The organism is Bacillus sp. SRB_8, from assembly GCF_003264205.1.
GTDB classification, from domain to species: Bacteria; Bacillota; Bacilli; order Bacillales; family Bacillaceae_G; genus Bacillus_A; species Bacillus_A mycoides.
This window is the reverse complement of the sequence record NZ_NADT01000004.1, coordinates 75,277-97,675: the sequence shown is the minus strand read 5'-3', so window position 1 is coordinate 97,675 and position 22,399 is coordinate 75,277. Positions and strand designations below refer to the sequence as shown.

The 22,399-nt window shown below is 34.1% G+C and carries 20 protein-coding genes and 1 pseudogene; 9 read left to right on the top strand and 12 right to left on the bottom strand.

Annotated elements, in window-relative coordinates; all coding sequences use genetic code 11:
* Window positions 1–29: 29 nt before the first annotated feature.
* The 3 genes from B5P40_RS02645 to B5P40_RS02635 form a co-directional block, all read right to left on the bottom strand.
* Window positions 30–656 carry an FMN-dependent NADH-azoreductase gene (locus B5P40_RS02645; protein ID WP_002184487.1) on the bottom strand — a complete coding sequence of 209 codons (627 nt, stop codon included), beginning with the start codon at window positions 654–656 and terminating at the stop codon, window positions 30–32.
* A gap of 190 nt (window positions 657–846) precedes the next feature.
* Complete coding sequence (locus B5P40_RS02640; RefSeq protein ID WP_002016393.1) at window positions 847–1,494, bottom strand: response regulator; 648 nt, start codon at window positions 1,492–1,494, stop codon at window positions 847–849.
* Between the two features lie 20 nt (window positions 1,495–1,514).
* A complete protein-coding gene (locus B5P40_RS02635) occupies window positions 1,515–3,086 on the bottom strand; it encodes a GAF domain-containing sensor histidine kinase (RefSeq protein WP_113708800.1) in 1,572 nt (523 codons plus the stop codon).
* 134 nt (window positions 3,087–3,220) lie between these two features.
* Between B5P40_RS02635 and pdxK the strand changes: the two genes are divergently transcribed.
* Window positions 3,221–4,045: a pyridoxine/pyridoxal/pyridoxamine kinase gene (pdxK, locus tag B5P40_RS02630; RefSeq protein WP_002016397.1), complete on the top strand. Its 825-nt coding sequence runs from the start codon at window positions 3,221–3,223 to the stop codon at window positions 4,043–4,045.
* 116 nt (window positions 4,046–4,161) lie between these two features.
* Here the strand turns inward: pdxK and B5P40_RS02625 are convergent, their stop codons facing one another.
* From B5P40_RS02625 to B5P40_RS02585, 8 genes are all read right to left on the bottom strand, one after another.
* Entirely contained in the window at window positions 4,162–5,217 is a 1,056-nt protein-coding gene (locus B5P40_RS02625) for a diguanylate cyclase (protein WP_078213803.1), read from the bottom strand.
* A gap of 147 nt (window positions 5,218–5,364) precedes the next feature.
* Window positions 5,365–5,568 carry a YbdD/YjiX family protein gene (locus tag B5P40_RS02620; RefSeq protein WP_002184484.1) on the bottom strand — a complete coding sequence of 68 codons (204 nt, stop codon included), beginning with the start codon at window positions 5,566–5,568 and terminating at the stop codon, window positions 5,365–5,367.
* A complete protein-coding gene (gene cstA / locus B5P40_RS02615) occupies window positions 5,561–7,636 on the bottom strand; it encodes a carbon starvation protein CstA (protein WP_113708799.1) in 2,076 nt (691 codons plus the stop codon). Before cstA ends, B5P40_RS02620 begins: the two co-directional genes overlap by 8 nt.
* Before the next feature lie 122 nt (window positions 7,637–7,758).
* Complete coding sequence (locus B5P40_RS02610) at window positions 7,759–8,475, bottom strand: LytR/AlgR family response regulator transcription factor (RefSeq protein WP_002089871.1); 717 nt, start codon at window positions 8,473–8,475, stop codon at window positions 7,759–7,761.
* A 208-nt stretch (window positions 8,476–8,683) separates the two neighbouring features.
* Window positions 8,684–9,883: an MFS transporter gene (locus tag B5P40_RS02605; RefSeq protein ID WP_002016404.1), complete on the bottom strand. Its 1,200-nt coding sequence runs from the start codon at window positions 9,881–9,883 to the stop codon at window positions 8,684–8,686.
* A gap of 153 nt (window positions 9,884–10,036) precedes the next feature.
* Window positions 10,037–10,777: a WecB/TagA/CpsF family glycosyltransferase gene (locus tag B5P40_RS02595; protein ID WP_002016406.1), complete on the bottom strand. Its 741-nt coding sequence runs from the start codon at window positions 10,775–10,777 to the stop codon at window positions 10,037–10,039.
* Window positions 10,778–10,798: 21 nt separating this feature from the next.
* Window positions 10,799–11,908: a glycosyltransferase family 4 protein gene (locus B5P40_RS02590; protein WP_002089874.1), complete on the bottom strand. Its 1,110-nt coding sequence runs from the start codon at window positions 11,906–11,908 to the stop codon at window positions 10,799–10,801.
* 95 nt (window positions 11,909–12,003) lie between these two features.
* Window positions 12,004–13,455 carry an O-antigen ligase family protein gene (locus tag B5P40_RS02585; protein WP_002184482.1) on the bottom strand — a complete coding sequence of 484 codons (1,452 nt, stop codon included), beginning with the start codon at window positions 13,453–13,455 and terminating at the stop codon, window positions 12,004–12,006.
* Between the two features lie 495 nt (window positions 13,456–13,950).
* Between B5P40_RS02585 and B5P40_RS02580 the strand changes: the two genes are divergently transcribed.
* The 3 genes and pseudogenes from B5P40_RS02580 (at window position 13,951) to B5P40_RS34315 (ending at window position 15,914) form a co-directional block, all read left to right on the top strand.
* Window positions 13,951–14,583 carry a trimeric intracellular cation channel family protein gene (locus tag B5P40_RS02580; RefSeq protein ID WP_002016412.1) on the top strand — a complete coding sequence of 211 codons (633 nt, stop codon included), beginning with the start codon at window positions 13,951–13,953 and terminating at the stop codon, window positions 14,581–14,583.
* A gap of 125 nt (window positions 14,584–14,708) precedes the next feature.
* A pseudogene (locus B5P40_RS34320) lies at window positions 14,709–15,206 on the top strand (protoglobin family protein); the annotation flags it as partial.
* A gap of 99 nt (window positions 15,207–15,305) precedes the next feature.
* Window positions 15,306–15,914, top strand: a complete 609-nt coding sequence (locus tag B5P40_RS34315) for a methyl-accepting chemotaxis protein (protein WP_431184037.1) — start codon at window positions 15,306–15,308, stop codon at window positions 15,912–15,914.
* 183 nt (window positions 15,915–16,097) lie between these two features.
* Here the strand turns inward: B5P40_RS34315 and B5P40_RS02570 are convergent, their stop codons facing one another.
* Window positions 16,098–17,411, bottom strand: a complete 1,314-nt coding sequence (locus tag B5P40_RS02570; RefSeq protein WP_002184478.1) for an ArnT family glycosyltransferase — start codon at window positions 17,409–17,411, stop codon at window positions 16,098–16,100.
* Window positions 17,412–17,777: 366 nt separating this feature from the next.
* Here B5P40_RS02570 and B5P40_RS02565 point away from each other — a divergent pair, with 366 nt between their 5' ends.
* From B5P40_RS02565 to B5P40_RS02545, 5 genes are all read left to right on the top strand, one after another.
* Entirely contained in the window at window positions 17,778–18,290 is a 513-nt protein-coding gene (locus B5P40_RS02565; RefSeq protein ID WP_000412118.1) for an acyl-CoA thioesterase, read from the top strand.
* Window positions 18,291–18,508: 218 nt separating this feature from the next.
* The gene (locus B5P40_RS02560; protein ID WP_000021472.1) at window positions 18,509–19,237 is read left to right on the top strand and encodes a glycosyltransferase family 2 protein; all 729 of its coding nucleotides are present in this window, start codon (window positions 18,509–18,511) and stop codon (window positions 19,235–19,237) included.
* 6 nt (window positions 19,238–19,243) lie between these two features.
* Window positions 19,244–19,588 carry a DUF2304 domain-containing protein gene (locus B5P40_RS02555; RefSeq protein WP_002143937.1) on the top strand — a complete coding sequence of 115 codons (345 nt, stop codon included), beginning with the start codon at window positions 19,244–19,246 and terminating at the stop codon, window positions 19,586–19,588.
* Between the two features lie 231 nt (window positions 19,589–19,819).
* Entirely contained in the window at window positions 19,820–20,800 is a 981-nt protein-coding gene (locus B5P40_RS02550; protein WP_002184477.1) for a glycosyltransferase family 2 protein, read from the top strand.
* Between the two features lie 93 nt (window positions 20,801–20,893).
* The gene (locus B5P40_RS02545) at window positions 20,894–22,315 is read left to right on the top strand and encodes an oligosaccharide flippase family protein (RefSeq protein WP_002184476.1); all 1,422 of its coding nucleotides are present in this window, start codon (window positions 20,894–20,896) and stop codon (window positions 22,313–22,315) included.
* Window positions 22,316–22,399: the final 84 nt, after the last annotated feature.

Below are 22,399 nucleotides of genomic sequence, written 5' to 3'. Positions count from 1 at the left end.
GTTTTTTCGAGTGGCGATTATAATTTTAATTAAAATTTGCTTGCTACTTTAGCTGCTTCTTCAAGACCTGCAGTAATGATTTCTTCTGCTTTATCTGGGAATTGGTTATGTCCCTCGATAATTACCGTTTCCATGTTTGTTGCACCGAAGAAGCCCATCATGCTCGCTACATATTTTACAGCCATTTCCATTTCAGCTGCTGGTCCTTCAGAATATACGCCGCCGCGTGCATTTAATAATGCAATCTTCTTATCTCCAATAAGCCCAACTGGACCTTCTGGTGTATATTTAAACGTTTTACCAGCACGGTTTAAATAATCAATATACGTGTGTAATACGGCCGGAATCGTTAAGTTCCATAATGGGAAACCGAAAACTACTTTATCAGCTTCTAAGAATTGATTTAAATACTTATCAGCAACCGCTACCACTTTTGCTTCTTCTTCTGTTAAATCAAATCCTCTACCTGCTTTGAATGTACCATTAATCATATCTACGCCTACATATGGTAATTCTTCTTTATATAAATCAAGTTCTACCACTGTATCATTTGGATGCGCTTCTTTATAGTTTGCTAAAAATGCCTCGTATAATTTCACACTAACTGCTTGTTCCGCTGGGCGGTTGTTTGCTTTTACAAATAAAACTGTTGCCATTGTTTTTCCTCCTACTACTCACTCTTATGTTGTTATATATCACTTACGAAAAAGGGTACTCCCTTATAATTATTGTTGCTTACAAATACATTTTATCTTTATATCAAAACAATTACGTCCTCACATAGACGTATTTTTCCATAAAAAAAGTCCACCTTCTAAAGGCGAACTAGGTCTTACGACTTTTGTCTTATACGATTCCATTTTTCACTGCATATAATGCTGCTTGTGTGCGATCGGATAAATGTAACTTACTCAAAATACTACTCATATGAGCTTTTACCGTTTTTTCTGTAATAACTAAAACAGAAGCAATTTCTTTATTACTCATCCCTTTCGCCAATAACTGCAATACTTCATTTTCTCTCGCTGTTAATACATCCACTTGAACGGAAGGTTCTTCTTCTTTCTCTTCCTGTGGTAATGTTTGAGAAAGAAGGGCATTTGCTATATCTGGATGTAATTGAATATTACCTTTATACGCGCTTCGAATAGCTTCAACAAGCTGATCTGGTTCGATATCTTTTAAAATATAACCGCTCGCCCCAGCTTTTAGTGCCGGCAATACATGAGCTTGATCAGAGAAACTAGTCAATACAATTACTTTCACGTTTGGATATTCTTTTTTAATACAAGCTGTTGCCTCAATTCCATCCATCTCAGGCATATATAAATCCATTAATACGACATCTGGACTTGTTTCGCCTACTTTCACTAGCGCCTCTTTCCCATTATTTGCTTCACCAACTAATTCAAAATCTTCCTGTGTGCTTAGAAAAAATGCTAATCCTTTTAAAACAACTGTATGATCATCAACTAACAATACTTTTATTTTCACAAACTTCCCTCATTTTCACATCATAATGGTACATTTACTTTTATACTCGTTCGTTTCTTACTACTTACAATTTTAATTGTTCCACCAACTAATTCTACTCTTTCACGCATCGTAGTCATACCGAGTGATTTCTTCTCTTTTATATCCTTTTCTACAAACCCATTTCCTTGATCGACTATTTCTAATGATACATTTTTCTCCGTCATTTTGAAATAAATCGTCGCTTCTCTTACATTCGCATGCTTACTTACGTTATTTAAAGCTTCTTGTCCAATTCGCCATAGCGCTTCTTCTACTACACGCGGCAAATCACGTACACCTGTAACTTGTTCCCGAATTTTCAATCCTAAACTTTCACCATATTGCTTTAAAGCTGGTAATAACCCTTTCTCTAATCCAGCCGGACGGAGCTGCCAAATTAATGTCCTCATTTCTTTTAAGGCACCTTGTGCTAATTCACGCATCTCATACAAAGACTGATCTACCTTTTCATTTTGACCCTTTAAGACAGCTTCAGCGCCTTTCGTCATAAACGTTAATGAAAACAACTTTTGTGAAACAGAATCATGTAAATCTCTAGCTAAACGATTACGCTCTTCCATTCGTACAAGTTCGCGGCGTTTTTCATTTAATCTTAAGTTCTCTATCATTAATGAAATATGATTTGCTAACGCTTGTACTACATCTATCGTATTTATATCAAATTCTCCATTATTAGAACTTACACTTAATACTCCAAATATATGATCTTGAATATGTATCGGAATAGCGATAACTGCCCTATTGGGATGCTCTATATTCCCAACCTGACGCTTTGACAAGACAGACTCTTCTTTTTCCAACGCTTCCTGTGCTGCTGCCCTCAAATCATCTTGTAGTTCACCTTTCTTATAAGAAGCTCTCACAGCTAGTTCATTTTCTTCTCTAATAAAGAATACAACTTGCTCCCATAGAAATAAGCTCCCTATTTGCATTACAATCTCTTCTGGTAATGCATTAAATTTATGAATTGTCCTTAAAGCTTGAATAAAGCGTTCTAACTTTACATAATAATGAGCTCTTCTCTTTTCATTTTCATACAGTTTTGTACGCTTTAATGCCGTTCCAATTTGAAAGGCAACTGATTGTAATAGTACTAATTCTTCTTCCGAAAAATGCGTTTTGCCTGGGCTAGCTACATTTAACACGCCAAATTCATCTTCTCCCGCTTTTAGCGGTACTGTCGCATGATGTACAATCCCTTCTGTATCTCCCCAGTTGTATTCAATCGCATTATTAATTCTCTTACATTCAATAATATTAACTGCTCGCTCTAGTTTTCCTTCCACAAAGCGGTGTAAGCACCAGCAATTCCCCTCACACATCGGTCGTTTATTTTCGAATTTCAATCCCTCTGGTAATTGGTAATCAATTAATTTTGTATATCTACCATTTTCATCCGCAAGGAAAATCCATCCTGTCGTTAAACCAGTTACATTCAACAGCTTTTCCAGCACAGCTTGAAGTACGTGATATGTATCATTTGAGGTATTCAATGTTTCTGCAATCTCTTTTAATATAACTAATTCATTTGTACGATTCTCTTGAAACATAATTCGTCTCCTACATACAAGATTTTAAATAGTACTTAACATAAATCATCTACTTTTCACTTTGTACTTATTCGTAACATTGATATAATGGTGAAAACATAGTTTTCATTATATCACTTGAGGGGGCTTTCATAATGACATTGAATAAGGCACTTACTATCGCTGGTTCTGACACAAGTGGCGGTGCTGGTATACAAGCAGATTTAAAAACATTCCAAGAACTTGGTGTATACGGAATGACGTCTCTTACGACAATCGTAACGATGGATCCACATAACGGTTGGGCACATAACGTATTCCCAATCCCAGCTTCTACATTAAAACCACAATTAGAAACGACAATTGAAGGCGTTGGCGTAGATGCTTTAAAAACGGGTATGCTTGGATCAGTAGAAATTATCGAAATGGTTGCGGAAACAATTGAAAAGCACAATTTCGAAAATGTAGTAGTTGATCCTGTTATGGTATGTAAAGGAGCGGATGAAGCGTTACATCCTGAAACAAATGACTGCTTACGTGACGTTCTTGTTCCAAAGGCATTAGTCGTAACGCCAAACTTATTTGAAGCATATCAATTAAGTGGTGTGAAAATTAATTCTCTTGAGGACATGAAAGAAGCTGCAAAAAAAATCCATGCTTTAGGTGCTAAATACGTACTGATTAAAGGTGGTAGCAAACTAGGCACAGAAACTGCTATTGATGTGTTATATGACGGCGAAACATTCGATCTTCTAGAATCAGAAAAGATTGATACGACAAATACACACGGTGCAGGTTGTACATATTCTGCTGCAATTACAGCAGAACTTGCAAAAGGAAAAACGGTGAAAGAAGCAGTAAAAACTGCGAAAGAATTCATCACAGCTGCAATTCGTCATTCATTTAAGATTAACGAATATGTAGGACCAACACATCACGGTGCATACCGCAAATTCGTTGCACCGAAAGAACTTGTCTAATCTAACATAAAGCTTTTTATTCATAAATTTAAAAATAGATTAAAACCCACAGAACATTTATTGTTCTGTGGGTTTTAATTACTTTACAGAAATCTTTTAAAGTACTCCCCGAATTCCTATGATGCTGAACTAACCTTGTTTCTACCATTTCTTTTTGAATAATATAACGCATCATCCGCTGATTGAATAAATTGCTCAGGTGATTTTTTATATTCTGAAAGCCCCACAGAAACTGTAATTTTAATTTTTTCCCCATTTTGCAGTTGAAATGAATGCTTTTCAACTGCTAGTCGAATTTGTTCCCCTATACGAGTTCCAAATGCTACCCTTTTTTTCGGTAACAACAGAGCAAACTCTTCGCCACCCTTTCGAAAGACTAAATTTGGGAATGGTGCATTTTCTAACAAAATACGCCCTAGTTGTTTTAACACTTCATCTCCAGCAGGATGCCCGTACGTATCATTTACATACTTAAAGTGATCAATATCTATAAGTAATAAACAAAGTGAATCATTTTTCATATGCTTGCTACCAATATGACGATTCATCTCGAAATCAAACTGTCTTACATTTCCTAGATTCGTTAATGCATCTATCGTTGCATAATGCTTCATCGTTTGAAATAATTCATTGGATTGCAATACGTAACTTGCACTTACAAATGTGATGTATGCCGCTACAATACAACAAATTAAATATAATACCACTACATATATATCCTTAAATAAAATATAAAGTGGTAGTATTAAAATAGACAAACTGTACACATTAAACCATATCCATTTTGTAAATATAGAAATCTTCATCCGCCAAATGAGAGTAATGCCAATCCCTATTGCCACGATAGTATAGCAGGCCAATTCAGAGGCTAAAGAATATTCAGTAAAAAATACCCGTGTTATTAAAGTGATCATAACTGTTATACTACTAGCTATCGGGCCACCGATTATAATCGCCAAAACAACAGCTAAATAACGTAAATCCAACATAATATCTTCAATATGCACACCAAAATGCATCAATAATATACTTAATATTCCAGTTAAAATACCGACCAAACATTTCTGCCAAAAAGAGAATCCTTCTTTTAATGGCTTATCTCTTAAAAGCTGAGCACCTACAAAGATAAAGGACAGAATGATTGTCATATTTACAAATAGATCTCTAAACATAAAATAATCTCCCTACTTTTTCTTTTCCATCTATCCCTTTCTATATGTTATTGTATTACGAAATCCCTATAATTCCCAAACTTTTTTATTATATTGTTCCACGTGGAACAGCAAAATAAAAAAGGAGACGAAATTTCGTCTCCTCCATTAACAACATCGCGATATCTTTCCGCCTTTTGCATTAAATCTAGCTTCTTGTGCCTCAGCAAAAAATTGCTTTTGACATAAAATTTTCTCTTCTGGATGATGTAATTTCATGTGATTTACATACGTTTCATAACTTGGAACTCCGACAAGTAAACTAATAAATTGCTTTCTCTTTCCCCATACGTTCCGTAAATTTTTAAGCATAGTTCCTCGACTCACTTTCATCTTTTGGAATATATGGTGCCTCTTTTAACGGCATTGGCTTATTTCTTAATACTTGAATCCAAATTCGAAGTGCAGAAATTAATACAGCAATTACAACTATCATAAAAATTCCACAAAGTGCCGCATCAATATAGTCATTAAAAATAATTTGTTTCATTTGCGCAACATTTTTAGCTGGAGCTAATACCTTACCATCATCTAATGCTCCCTGAAATACTTTCGCATGTGATAGAAATCCTATTTTAGGATTTTCATGAAATAACTTTTGATAACCGGCTGTCATCGTTACAATAAGTAATCCTATAGTCGGAATAAGCGTTACCCAAACGTATGCCTTTTTCCCCATTTTGAATAAAATTGTCGTTCCAAGTAATAGTGCAATCCCCGCTAACATTTGATTTGCAATACCGAAAAGTGGCCATAGCGTATTAATTCCACCGAGAGGGTCAACCACCCCTTGATATAAGAAGTACCCCCAGCCTAATACGCATAACGTTGTAGCAACCACATTCGCTATTGTGGAATCTGTTTTCGCAAACGGCTTGTACACATGCCCTAAAATATCTTGAATCATAAATCGTCCTACGCGTGTTCCAGCATCAATCGTTGTTAAAATAAATAGTGCTTCAAAAAGAATGGCAAAATGGTACCAAAATGCCATCATCGCCGTTCCACCTATTACTTGTGAAAATATATGTGCCATACCAATTGCTAATGTTGGTGCGCCACCTGTACGTGATAAAATGGTCTGTTCTCCGACGTTAACAGCAAGTTCTTTTAATTCATTCGGTGTAATAGCAAATCCCCACGAAGAAATAACTTGAGCCGCTTGTGATACATCTGTTCCGATCAGTGCTGCTGGACTATTAATTGCAAAATAAGTTCCTGGTGTTAATACACAAGCTGCAATCATAGCCATCGCTGCTACAAATGATTCCATTAACATTGCCCCATAACCAATTGGCTGTGCATGACCTTCTTGCTCAATCATTTTCGGCGTCGTACCTGATGAAACGAGAGCGTGGAATCCAGAGACAGCACCGCAAGCTATTGTAATAAATAAGAACGGAAATAAATTCCCGGAGAAGACAGGGCCTGTTCCATCAATAAACTTAGATACTGCCGGCATCTTCAAATCTGGAGCTACAATTAAAATACCAATTGCTAATCCAAGTATCGTTCCTATTTTTAAAAATGTACTTAAATAATCACGTGGTGCAAGGAGCATCCAAACTGGTAATGCCGATGCGATGAATCCATATACGATAAGCATAATAGCAATTGTTTCACCACTAAAAGTAAACATACTTGCAAGTGTTGGATTTTCTGCTACATACTGTCCACCAATAAGCGATAGAACTAGTAGAACAATACCGATTACTGATCCTTCCCCTACTCGCCCTGGTCTAATGTAACGCATGTAAACTCCCATTAAAATAGCAATTGGAATTGTTGCTGCGATTGTAAACATTCCCCATGGGCTTCCAACAAGTGCCTTCACAACTACTAAAGCTAATACTGCTAATAAAATTATCATAATACCTAAAATACCAATCATCGCAATTAATCCTGTAACAGGACCAATTTCATCTTTAATCATTTCTCCTAATGATTTACCATTACGTCTCATTGAAGCAAATAAAATTACAAAATCTTGTACAGCTCCGGCAATAACTACCCCAACGATAATCCAAATAATTCCAGGTAAATACCCCATCTGCGCCGCCAAAATTGGTCCTACTAAAGGACCCGCCCCTGCAATCGCAGCGAAGTGATGTCCGAATAAAACCCATTTATTTGTTGGAACATAATCCTTCCCATCATTTAACGTATGGGCAGGCGTTTGCCTATTATTATCTAGGCCAAAAACTTTCCTTGCTATAAATCTACTATAAAAGCGATAAGCAATCGCATACACTGATACAGCAGCAACTAATAGCCATACAGCATTAATTGTCTCACCTTGTGATAAAGCTATTACACCAAAAGCAGATGCTCCTACCGCTGCAATAACTCCCCAAAGTAAAATTGATTTCAATGTTTTCACGTACAATCCCCCCATTACTACTTCTTAGAGGAGATTGTACTAAATTTTCTGAATATTTAATTTGAATCCTCCTTATCATGAAGGATTTCTAGGCTATTATGTTAAAATTCTCTCATTACTTGTCATAGCTCAATTTTATTTCGAAGCCGTTTTACATAATTACGGCTTACTGGAATCGGTTGCTCATCGTACCTGTCTAAATGCAAATTATACGTGCCATTATAATAAGGTTTAAGTTCTTGTACATATGACATATTAATTAAATAGCTTTTATGTACACGTAAAAAATCATATGCATTTAGTTTATTTTCTAATTCCTGGAGTGTGTATGTTGAAATATACTGATTATTCGTTGTATAAATTGAAACGGTTTTATTTTCCTTATTTTTACTAATATATACAATATCCTCCGGGAGAATATATCTAATCCCCTCATGGCCTTCTATCGGCAGTTTACGCAGATGACTCTTTGCTTTCTCACCTTGTTCTTTTCCCATTTTATATAAAATGAATTGTAAATCTTCTTCACGAAATGGTCGTAATAAATAATAAAACGCTTGGAAACGAAAAGCTGTAATTGCCTCTTCTATATCCTCACCAATAAAAATAAATTTCGTATAACAATTCACTTCTCGTAACAAACTCGAATATTCAAAACCGGTACCATCCATTAATTGCGAATTTAAAAAAACAAAATCAGGTGTATGTTTTTTCATTATTAGCAAAGATTCTGTTCCAGTTTTCGCTTCAAAACATTCTACATTTCGAATGTTTTCAGTAAAGTTCTCAACTAATTTTCTTCGCTCTTCTGTTTCTTCCATGATAAGTAAGATTTTCATTTATCCAGCCACCTAATTCCTTTGTCCATATGTCTTGTTGTATACATTCGCTTTAGTAAGAAACATTCCCTTTTTCTTACTATACCATTATTTATCTAAAAAAACAGAAAAAAGGAAACCACTTTGGTTCCCCTTTTCTTTTATCCCGATTGGTGCGGGCTAATAATCAGTGGTTGATGGACAAAACACCACTGATTAAGGTTTCTCTTTATACTAATTCCCTCTGTTTCGTTTCTTGACCAAGTATAACTACAGCAAGTGCCCCAATTAAAATTGATCCACAGAAAATCGTAAATATTAGCGATAGTGAAGCTTGTGAAGCAACTAAATACCCTACTAATAGTGGTCCAAGAATACCACCAATACGCCCAAATGCAGCTGCCATTCCTGCACCTGTACCGCGAATAGTTGTTGGATACTGTTCCGGTGTATAAGCGTATAATGCACCCCAAGCACCTAAATTAAAGAAGGATAGTAACATACCCGCCACTATTAATGCTGTTAATGAATCCGCAATTCCGAACACATAAGCACTACATGCTGTACCAATTAAATACGTAACCAATACAAATTTACGACCAAGACGTTCAATAAACCATGCAGCTGTGAAATATCCTGGAAGTTGAGCTAAAGTCATAATGAGTACGTACTGAAAACTTTTTATTAAACTAAAGCCTTTCAGTACCATTACACTAGGTAACCAAAGGAACATTCCATAATAGGAAAAGACCACACAAAACCATAGAATCCATAACATAATTGTTGCTTTACGATATTCTCCAGACCAAACCGATTTTATATTTTCAATAACAGATGGCCTTTTTGCAACCTTTTGGAACCTTGGAGAATCGGGTAAATTCCATCTTAAATATAAAGCATATAACGCTGGAACTGCACTTAATACCATAGCAACTTCCCAACCGTATTTAGGAATAACAAAATATGAGATAAGAGCTGCGATTAACCAACCACCAGCCCAAAAGCTTTCTAATAGTACAACTATTTTTCCACGTTCGTGCGCTTCAACACTTTCTGATACAAGAGTAGATGCAACTGGAAGTTCCCCACCAAGTCCCATACCAATTAAAAAGCGTAAAACGAGGAACATCGCGAATGTCGTCGTTAAAGCAGTTAAACCACTACCGATAGAAAATAGTAATAATGTAATAATAAAGACTGATTTCCGTCCTATTTTATCTGATAGTATCCCAAAAAGGAGCGCTCCTACTGCCATACCAATTGAATTAACGCTACCTATCCAACCCATTTCTTGAGTACTTAATCCCCAATCTTTTTGGAGTGCTACGATTACAAATGAAAGCATTCCAACATCCATTGCATCAAATAGCCAGCCAAGCCCTGCTATACCAAGTAGCTTTCGCTTCGAAATTTCTTTTACCTTGCTCACAAGAAGTCCTCCTTACACAGGTGTCTTTACACATCATTTTACATGTGTGTATTGCATAAGTAAAATACTTTCTTATAAAAAATCCCCCTTCATCATTCCCAAAAAGTAAAATGTTTATCAAAAATAAACAAATAAAAAAGTAGCGATGTTCCGCTACTTTTTTGAACGCATTACTTCTTTTAAAAATTCAGCTAATACTAACTGACGACGCCAACGTGTTGGATTACTACATAATCTGTAAAACCACTCTAAATGAATAGATTGAATCCATTTTGGCGCACGTTTTACCTCTCCAGCCCACACATCTAAACTACCGCCTACTCCAACAGCCATTTTCGTTTCTAAACGATGCTTATTGTTTTGGATAAAGTTTTCTTGTCTTGGAAAGCCAAGTGCAACAAGTAATAGATCTGGTTTTGCCTCTTGAATACGTGAAACAATATTCTCTTCTTCTTCTTGTTTAAAATATCCATCTTGTATCCCCACGATAGATGCAGCCGAATATGTCTTCGTTAAATGATCAGCCGCGGCTTGTACAACATGTGGTTTTGCACCTAATAAGAAAACAGATACTGGTTTATTCTCTTCTGATAACTTCGCAAATAAATTACACATTAAATCAAAACCTGCTACACGTTCTTTTACAGGTGTACCAAGCATACCACTTGCTTTTACAACCCCAATACCATCAGGTGTAATTAAATCGGTATTTAGTAATGTTTTATGGAACTCTTCATCCTTTTTTGCACACATAACAATTTCAGGATTTGCTGTTACTACCTGAAAAGTATGAGTTTGCTCCAATTCTAGTTGTTCCTTTAAATATTGGACCGTTTCATCCATTGTCATTGTAGAGAAAGGAACACCTAGAATATCAACCGTTTGTACTGCCATAATTAACTATCCTCTCTATCATTAAAGGTTTTTTGCTATTAATTGCTTATATGTTTCTTTCGTATCTTCATATAATTTTTGAAGTGAGAAGTTCATAGTAGCATGCTCATAAATATGCTTGCCCATTACTGATAACTCTCCAGTTTTCCACTTATCATAAGCCTCTTCTAATGCCGATGCCAATGCTTTTCCATCACCAGTTGGTACAATCCACCCATAAGTTTCATCTGCAATTAACGGTTCGATTTCTCCAGCTCTAGTCACAATTGATGGTACACGTTGATTTGCCGCTTCTAATAAAACTAATGGAAATCCTTCGCTATGGGAAGTTAACAAATTGACATGTGATGAAGCAAATAATTGTTTCACATCTTGACGATGCCCTAAAAATTCAACTTTATCATTAATCCCTTTTTCAGTAGCTAACGCCTTTAGTTCTCTTTCTAACGGCCCGTCACCAACTAATAACACTTTAATTTTCTCCAATTTTGTTTGTTGTAACGCATCGAATAAAACTTCATGTCCTTTAACAGGATGCAAACGCGCTACTTGGATTGCCGTAAACACATCTTCATCAATATTAAACATTTCCTTTTTATTATAGCCATCTGCTTTTTCCTGATCATATTCAATCCCGTTATAGATAACATGCATCTTTTCATTTGAAATACCTAATGCGGCTAAGCTTTTTTTCAACCTATTCGTTACAACAAAAAATAAATCTATATTTTTTAAAGCTTTCAAATTTAATTTAGTAAAAATCCAGCCTTTTAAGCCTTGTTTAGTAAAGTCTTGAAATGGATCACTATGAATTGTCGTAACCCATTTTGCCGCGAATTTCTTCTTCATTAAAGAAACAAAGAAATTCGCCCTAGGACCGTGTGTATGAACTACATCAAATTTTTCTTTATTAATGAATTCACTTATGTTCTTTAAAATGGATAAATCATAGCGAGATTTTTGTGAAAACACATGAACTTTTATTCCTAGCTCCCTTGCTTCTTTCGCAACAATTCCATCTTCAAATACTGCTAATTCTACTTCACCATCCGGAAACTGATCGAGCAGTGAAATAATATGTGTTTTTCCTCCACCATCTTCTGCCCCTGCATTCATATGCAATATCCTCATATTTTTTCCTCCTTTAAATCCTCGCTACATTTCCATCTATCTTTATTTTACTGTACTAAAAAATAAAAGCTAACAAAAGTTAGCTTTTATTTTTATCATTCAATTTCTAAATCTACAATTAGACAAGCTAACACCACTACAAAGTAAATCCCTACTCCTGGTGCTGTCAAAATATGTCCTGCAATATATGCAATACCTAATGCTAATACTAAGCTTGCTGTAATCATTCCATATTTCACATTAAATATTTCCTTAAATCTTGTAACAAATGCTAGTAGGATTCTTACGCCGTAATAAATAAATGGAATCATCATTAACGCAAAACCAATAATTCCGAAATCATAAAACCAATCATGGAAGTCCATTTCGATTAGCTTCGGATCTGGCTCTTTTTGTTCATTATACTTAAAGTTACCTGCGTAACCCATTCCAAATAATTTTTGTGACGTTGGCGCTTCTTTAAAGAACTGCTTATGTCTCTCTTCATATACTTGACGTCCACTGAAAATAAGATTTTCTTGATTTTCTTTCTTTTGCTCTTTCTCAAGCTCTTTCTTAACTTCAGCTTCTACCTTCGCCTTTTCTTCTGGTTTCTCAACTTTATGTTGTTTTTCTTCTTTTTTAATTTTCTCTTTAATTTCTTTTTCTTTTTGACCTTGCTGCGCTACATTTTGTTCTGATAAATAGTTGTTATGAATACCCATATTTTGTGCTAATGGCGTCATTTTAAACGTTCCAACAACACCAGCCAATAGGACAATAGCAATTAATCCATTAAGTACAAGAGACATTTTGTTTGGATTTCTTCTATCAAATAATAATTGTAGTACGATAATCCCGATTACTGCTGCTAACGTAGCACCAATTGAGCCCATCCCTACTTTCGTACCAACTTGAATTAACGAGTAAATCATTAAAAGCGATGGAATCCAATATAAAACGTGTTTCACGCTCTTTGTTTTTTGAATAGAATATAGTACCACAATAGGGAAAATAATAGCTAAGATTGACCCTAGTTCATTACCTGCATAGAACCACCCTCGGGAACCAACTTTCATCCATTGATAACTACCAAAGTCTGTAGATGTCGAAATAGAAATAACCATAATAGCGTTAATGATTAATGTTGAATACACAATACTATTTCTGACTTTGTCACTAATATTTACTTTCTTTTTCAATGATTTTAAAGCTAAAATGTATGATCCTAGCATGATATATATATATAATGCCTTCGCAACAAACTTAACTTCTTCACCAAGTACAATAGGATTCTTAACTAGTTTATTATTAATAAACCCTATCCCTAAAACTACTGCTAATAGTATTAAGTAAATTAAAAACTTCCTATTTTCCTTCTCTTTTGCCTGAATTAAAATGTAAATACCACCAACAGCCATAATAAGAAATCTTACCAAAATTCCAACAGTGGCATTTGACTTTAATAAAACGATGCTAAGAGACGTTAATAAATCTAAAACAGGCTGTAAAATAATAAAAAAGAGCAAAAAATGCTCAAATCTAACCCTAGCTTGATTTGCTAACATTCCAAGACCTCCATACAAAATCTTCACATTATCTTTTAATCATAGTTTTCTACTGTTTAAACACACCTAGCAATTATAACATAACTCATATTTAAATTGAGAACTATTTTTCATGCCGAAACTAGTCAAGTCTAGCATTATTAGTAACCGAAAACATTGTCCTTTAGCTATCCTTCCCTATCCCTATAAAAACTATCTAACACATATGCACTTATTTTCGACCGTACAGAAATATTTTTTTATCATTTTATACAAATGTACAAAACGGACTTATCTTATTGTACCATCCCTCCAACTAAGCTACATCAAAAAACTATACTATTAATCTTTCCACACTTTTTCGCTTTACTTTATTGCTACTTATCAAGCATTTTCAAACGCTTTCTTTAGCTATTTCATCCATTTTTCTACATGTAGCGAAAAGTAATTGTTATTTCCAAAACTTTAGTGTATATTTTTTCTCTGGAACATCTTTAAGAGGAAGGAATTAAAGCCATGTTATTAATCGATATATTTACGTTTCTTGGCATTATCGCCGCTGCCATTTCTGGTACATTAGTTGGTTTAAAAAAAGATCTAGATTTATTTGGTGTCCTTTGTTTAGCTGTAGCTACTGCGCTCGGCGGCGGTATTATTCGTGATATTATGATTGGTAACCTGCCTCCTGTCGCATTTGTAAAACCCATTTACTTTTTCGTAAGTGTACTATCAGCATTATTCACATGTATGTTTTTTGAGCGCATTAATAAACTTCAAGTCGTTATTATGCTTTCTGATGCTGTTGGTTTAGGGGTATTTACAGCTATTGGTGCAAATGCAGCAATGTCACATCACGTTGACGCCTCGTTTTTAGTTGTTTCAATGGGAGTTATTACAGGTATTGGGGGCGGTATTTTACGTGACATTTGCGCTCAAGATATCCCGTATGTATTCCGAAAAGAGATATATGCAATTGCTTCTATTCTAGGAGCAGTTAGTTTCTTAATTACACATGCAATGGGGGCACACATATTAGCTTTCTATGTCTGTTTATTAATAACATTCGTTATTCGTGTAGTCACCGTAATATATAATGTACATTTCCCAGTTTTCTTTAAAACACATGCAAAAATTAATAAAGGCCATTAAGAGAATTCTACATAGAATTCTCTTAATTTATATACAATTCCATATACTATAGAGTAATTGCATATAAAAATAATATAATTACATTAGAATAAAAAAATGAAAATGTTTTATAAACAAGGGGAAGAATGATGCTTGGGGTTTTTAAAAGAAATAAAACAAACACCAGTATAATTGAATTAAGCAAAGGCCAACAAATCATATTTAACGTGCCTGCTAATTCTGAACTAAAAACTCAAATGGATATGCTACATATTTCAAAGGAAGATTTACAAATTGTTAAAGTATTACAGCCATTTATTTATGAGGAAATAGATTGGATAACAGAAAAATTCTACACCAACATCACAAAACAACCTAATTTAATTGCTGTTATTGAACGCTACAGCTCTATTCCCAAATTAAAACAAACTTTAAAGACACATATTAAAGAATTGTTCAGCGGGAATATGAATGAAGATTTTATTGAACAACGTGTTAGAATTGCAAAAAGGCACGTACAAATTGGTTTACATAGAAAATGGTATACCGCTGCTTATCAAGAATTATCCCGCTCCGTCATAAAGATTTTGCAAACGAAAATTTCAACGATAGATGATTTTTCTTATTATATAAACGTAATAAATAAATTATTCATATTAGAACAAGAACTTGTTATTGCAGCTTATGAATCCGAATATGAAAGAATCCAAAAAGAACATGAAAAAGAAAAAGAACTGACAACTATGACGATTACACATATTGCAACAGAACTAGCGGCAGTATCTGAAAAAACAAGCTCTTCTATTCAACAGTTAACATCTAAATCAGAAAGTATCGTAGGAATTGCAAAAACAGGTACATCATTAGCTACGACATCAGAAGAAAAGGCCAATAAAGGAAAAGAACAATTAAATTTGCAAAACAAACGAATGGAAAGCATCCAAACGAATATGGAAACTATCATTACTGATACTCATGAACTTCTTGATATTTCTAACAAAATTAACGAAATCATTGATATTGTAAAATCAATCGCCGAGCAAACAAATTTACTAGCATTAAATGCCGCTATTGAATCTGCACGTGCTGGCGAATTTGGTAAAGGTTTTTCAGTCGTAGCGGGAGAAATCCGAAAGTTATCAGAGCAAACGAAAGAATCAATTTCCAACGTTACAAAACTCGTTGAAAAAACTAATGAACAAATTATACACGTCTCTTCTTCCGTGGAACAAATAAGCTCTCTCGTATCTGAAGGGACAGATAGTATGCATGCGACAGATCAATATTTCCAAGAAATCGTAAAAGATATGTCTAACTCTAAAGAACAAAATAAAAAATTGAAAATGAATTAGAGACTATCTCACAAGTAATGAAGAGTATTCAAGACGATTCCTCAACAATGGCCTTAACAGCGGATAATTTACAACTAGAACTAAACCGATAAGACGAATCGATATAAAGTGGAGATTCTTCATCTCCGCTTTGCATTCATCCTTATCATCCATCTACAAAAAAAGAATCCAAAATGGATTCTTTTATTTTCTGAAAAATATTTTTTGGCAATAAAAATAACTCATATAAACACCAAAGCTTTGTAAAATAAACAAAGCTGGCATAATAATATTATAATATGCCATATCTACTCGGAAGAGCCTTAACGACACGTATCCGGTAATTAATAATACAAACAACATATATCCTTCATTTTGCTGTTTCTTAATTAGAAAATGTAATAAAGCTATGGCCATAAATAATGTCACCACTATATATATAAGCTTTTCACATTTAAAAATAATAGAATTTATTCCCTCGTCTGAAAGCTGGTTAATAACTGGTTTTAACAGTTTAAATCTTTCTACTTCCATTTCTTTTAACTCTTGATCAATGTGCTCTTTTACACTTTTATTTTTGGATGTTTTTTCTTCATTTTGACTTTTTCCAATTAAAACAGATTGAACATAAGTCTGATTAGAAATCGTATACTGTGACATTCCCATCATCTTGATACCATAGCTCACACCAAAATGAGTACTATAAAACAGAATAAGTATTCCCATCATTTTTAATAGTAATTTTTGTTTCGTTGCTGATTGAAATAATTCAATTAACAGCACATATACAACTATAAAAATAGGTAAAAATAACCCCATTGGGAAAATCATATTGCTAAGCGCAAATAAAATGGCTGAAATTACCCACATATAAGGATGGTCTAATCCCTTATATAAAAATATGTAACAAGCACAATAAAATAAAAATATTGCGAGTGATTCCGCCGTTAATACAGAACTCATAAATATATTTGGAATATATAAAGCGTAAAACATTGATGCAATACGACCACACTCTTCTCCAAAGACCATTGACGCAATGCGATAAATGAAAAATGCAGTTCCTGTACAAAATAAAATATTAAATAATTGTAAAGCGAATACCGTATCACCAAATATACGAATGATGATCGATTCATAAATAATAAAAGGTAACTGTGCTATATTTTCTATATTATTGCCAATTGCAATCTGCTTTGCAGACTCATACATAGCTTTCATATCACCTATCATTGGAACATCTACAAATAGAACTGTGATAAGTCTTACAACTGTAGATATGCTTATAAGAAAAACAAGAAATTGTTTATCTGTAAAACGATATTGCAAAATTGATGCTACTAACAAAATAAGAATAACAAAAATCACTAATACAATTGTTATACTTGTTGTACTTCCTCCAAAAAATTGCTTACTTGTTTCAAAAGCCGACCAACAACTATAGGCAAAAAATGCGAGCATCGCACCAATCATTATTTTACTGAAGAAAGACGAAAAATTTGTTCTTATATGATTCATATGTCCATTGCACCTCTATTTCCATTCATAACAAAACGATTCTATCATGAATAAGCACAAGGTTAATAGGGAATTTCTATGACAAATACATAGTCATTACTTTTTCACTTGCAATGTAAGCGAATCCTCTTTTACACTACATTTTATATATGATAAATTTTCTTTCAGTTACATGAATACAAATACAGAAATTTCAATAAAGTGAAACTTTAATCCACGGGGGTTTTGTTCATCCCCCACTGACTATTAGCCCGCAAATAGTGGGATAATCCTCTTTTGGAACACTTTACTTCATTAAATATCTAATATGGGTACTCCACTTACACATGTCACTCTGATTGAAAACAGAAAATAGGGGATGAATATATGGAAAAGAAATTCATGCGAGAATCAAAGGCAATTAAAACAACACGTGTTTTTCCTAACGATTTAAATAATCACCAAACACTTTTCGGGGGGAAATTATTAGCAGAAATTGATAGTATAGCTTCAATTGCAGCTGCGAGACACAGCCGCAAACATTGCGTAACAGCATCTATCGATTCCGTTGATTTTTTAACTCCAATTCACCAAGCAGATTCTGTTTGTTATGAAGCATTCGTATGTTATACAGGAAAATCTTCAATGGAAGTTTTCGTAAAAGTAATTGCAGAGGATCTACTAGCAGGCGAGCGTAGAATGGCCGCAACGTGTTTCATTACATTTGTCGCATTAAAAGACGGAAAACCTTCATCTGTACCACAAGTAATTCCTGAAACAGAGGAAGAACATTGGCTACATACAACTGGTTCAGAGCGTGCAGAAAATAGAAAAAAAGGACGTTTGAAAAGTAAAGAAATGGCTGAAGTGTTAACTTTAAGTAAGCCTTGGAATATGTAACATTAGGATTTTATATTATACATGCACAGGTTTTTTCTTCCTTGCATGTATTTTTTATTATAATAAAGTGTTACACCTTAGCGTTTTTATTCGATGCCTGTTTCCTAAAATCACCCATCAGCTTTTCCTTTATTTTGTTATGCTATTAATGGTATATTAAATAATGTTCGTTTAAAAATAACCATAATATGATTAAGTATATAAGGGATGGTGCGGTAATGTCTATTGAGGTACCAATTTCAATACCAAAAACGTTAATTATTATTCCAGCGTATAACGAGGAAGAAGCAATTGCAGATACATTAACAAGATTATTAGAACTAAAACAGCATTTTACAGCATTAAGCATTTGCGTTATTAATGATGGATCAAAAGATAAAACAGCTCAAATCGTAAAAGATTTCCCTGTTCATCTCGTTAATTTACCATATAATCTAGGTATCGGTTCAGCTGTACAAACTGGATATAAATACGCTTATGAGAACGGATATGATATTGCGATTCAGTTCGATGCTGATGGACAACATAATCCTGATGATTTATACAAAATCATACAGCCTATTGCCGAGGATCAATGCGATATGGTGCTGGGTTCACGTTTTACAGAAAAAACAGCATATAAAGGTAGTATTTCCCGAAGAATCGGTATTTTTTATTTTACCGCTCTATTGAAAGTACTAACAAAACAAACATTTATGGATCCAACTTCTGGGTATCGTGCTATCAATCGAGAAGTAATTAAGATTTTTGCACACAATTATCCAAAAGATTATCCAGAACCAGAAGTCCTTATTCATTTAAAAAAGAAAAAACTTCGCATTAATGAAATATCTGTAAATATGCAAGAGCGACAAGGTGGACAATCTTCCATCACTCCCCTTAAATCTGCATATTACATGGTAAAGGTGAGTCTTGCTATATTGATGCAAAAAATCGTGAAAGGTTGATAATGAATGCATATAATTACCTTTTCATTCATCTTTATTTTATTACTATTCTTCTCAATTATTAATTCCATTCGTCGTGGGACTTTAGAAACAAAATATGCTATTTTATGGATTTTCGTTTGTATTACAATGGCTATTTTAAGTTCTACGGATAAAATTATAAATTGGATTGGAAAACTATTAAACGTAGAATATCCTCCGTCCATTTTATTCTTATTCGGACTATTATTCTGTTTTATCTTAATTTTTGACCTGACGAGAAAAATCTCCAAATTACACCATCAACTTGTAACATTAACGCAAGATTATGCATTATTAAAACAAAAATTAAAGATAACAGATAAGGAATAACTTCCTAACTAAATACTAATATACTAAAGCTCCTGAATTTTGCTTGAAAAATTCAGGAGCTTTTATCATTTCAAATTATTTCTTTCTAATTATACGAGGTACCACAATAGAAAGTTGATTTACAAAGTTTATATGCGTTAAACTTATACAGATGTTCTTGTAGTCTTCTTCCTTTCAAAAGACTTGTATATATGGTACAAAACATAAAAAATTTGAGGAGATAAAAACTCTATGATGGAACAAAAACAACTCGTTTCCGTTGTCATACCTCTGTATAATACGGAAAAATATATTGAAGAAACAATGCAATCAATACTAGATCAAACATATAAAAACATTGAAATTGTAATTGTAGATGATGGAAGCAAAGATCAATCACCTTCCATCGTAAAAAACCTTGTACAAAAGTACCCCGGACAAATAAAATACGTCCCACAAGAAAATCAAGGCGTTTCAGTTGCTCGTAATACAGGAATTGAAAATGCTAGCGGAGAATATGTTGCTTTTCTTGATAGTGATGATTTATGGCATCCAACAAAAATCGAAAAACAAGTTGAAAGCATGCATAAAAACAACATGAACGCTTGTTATTGTGGCTATATGAACTTTTACGAAGAGACTGGTGAAAAAGTTGAGCACACGACAAACTTTATTAAAGGTGATATGACAAAAGCTTTCTTAACGCATCAAGTTGTTGCTCAGACGAGCACTTGGATTTTCAAAAGATCTATCGTGATGGATCATAATATTCGTTTCACACCAGGGTGTAGCTGGGGAGAAGATTTAGAATTTCTATTTAAATTAATGAGCGTTACAAATGTATGCTATGTAGATGAATATTTAACATATTATCGAATCTTATCCGAAGGAAATCTTTCTTCAAAGTATAAAGATTATGAATTAAAAACAGCAAAAGAATTAGAAGTGTTTAATCGAATGAAGGATTGGGTTCATAATAAATCAAAAGACTTAATCGTGAATGATTCTACAGAACTTATTGAAATCCTTGAAACTTATCTATTCCCATATACAGTCATTAACAATGCTTGTATATACATTAAAGGAAGCTCTAAGTTAGATAAATCACAAGTTCAATTAATCAAGGGCGATATAAATAAATATTGTCGCAAAATTTATTCGAAAAATGGAAAACGAAGCAAAAAGCTATACGCAATGCTTTGGTTTGTACGAATAAAGTTTATGTTTTCTTAAATAAAGAATACGCTTTTAAACATACTTTCCGTAAACAAATCAAATTTACAAATAGGACGAAGTGCGTCCTGAAAAATAGAAAGGTCTTGTTCCATGAAAACAAATAAAATCCTTAAAAACGCCTCCTACCTATTTGTAGGAAATATTACTGTTCGATTTGTACTTGCTATTGCGACCATTTTCTTTGCAAGATATGTTTCACCAAAAGAGTATGGGATGTTTACAACTGCTTTAGCAGTTTCCGCTGTTATTTGTTATTTTACAGATGCAGGTTTGACACATACATTTATGCGTGAAGGAACGAGAAGCAACGCTAACATTAGCGTACTAATTAGTAGTTATTTACGTATTCGTTTAGTATTAGCTATCGTAATTTCTGTGCTCTTCGCTATTTTCGCTCAGTTCTTCTATCCTGATGCTTACTTACGTGCGATGGTATATTGGGTTGTACTGCCGACAATGTTTGGAGCCACTTTACAAGGTGTTGGGATGGCTTACTTCCAAGTAACAGAACGCATGCAATTTACAGCGATTATTTCTGTAATACAAGGTGTAACAGCCGCAGCTGCTCTTCTACTAGGAATGTCCTTTAAATGGTCACTTATGATGGTTGCTGCCATGTACGGGATATCCAGTCTCGTAACAGGACTCATCGCCTTTATAATGGTAATTCGCCATACAACAGTTCATAAGGGCTGGGATAAAGGCATTTTAGATCAATTGCTCATTTTCACAATCAATGGCATTATCATTATGCTCTTACCACAGTTAGGGCCCATTATATTAGAAAAAGTTTCAACGTATGAGCAAGTTGGATTCTTTGGAGCTGCTTCTAAAATACCTGCTGTCCTTTATCAAATACCTGGTGTAATTGCAGCAGCCTTTTATCCAAAGTTATTTGCTTTTGGAAATGAAAAGAATATTGATGAACATAGAAAACTATCACAGTTCGAATTAAAACTTATGTCTTTCTTAGGAATGGGAATCTCCATTCCATTTATCGCTGATCCAAGCTTTTGGATTGTTACTTTATTAGGTGAACAATATGCACCAGCCGGTGATGCTCTTGCAATTTTAGCCTTTATGGTTATTTTACAATCTATCAACTATCCACTTGCTGATAATTTAACAACTATTGGTCAACAGTGGAAGCGTGCGACAACGATGGGAATTGGATTAGCTGTCGCTATCGTAAGTTACATCGTATTAGGTGGCCAATTTGGAATGATGGGAGCTGCGGTAGCTGCTATCATTACTGAGGTTACTTTATTAATCGGATTTACTTTATTCGTTCGTAAAGGATTTACATTACTATTCAAAGGGATTGTATTTAATACACTAGCATTTATAATCAGTTACGCCCTATACCGCACAGTATTAATTAACTTACCACCACTGGTAGCTCTAACACTTACTGGTATATTGTACGGTATTATTGGCCTTGCAATTGATCCACAAATACGCGGGTTGATTTTAGGATTTGTAAATAAAAAATTAGTTCGTAAAAACGCTTAAAAGCCAAAAGCTTTTCCTATTAAGAATGGAAAAGCTTTTGGCTTTTTATATACCATCATTTACAGAACATAAATTCTGAAGACT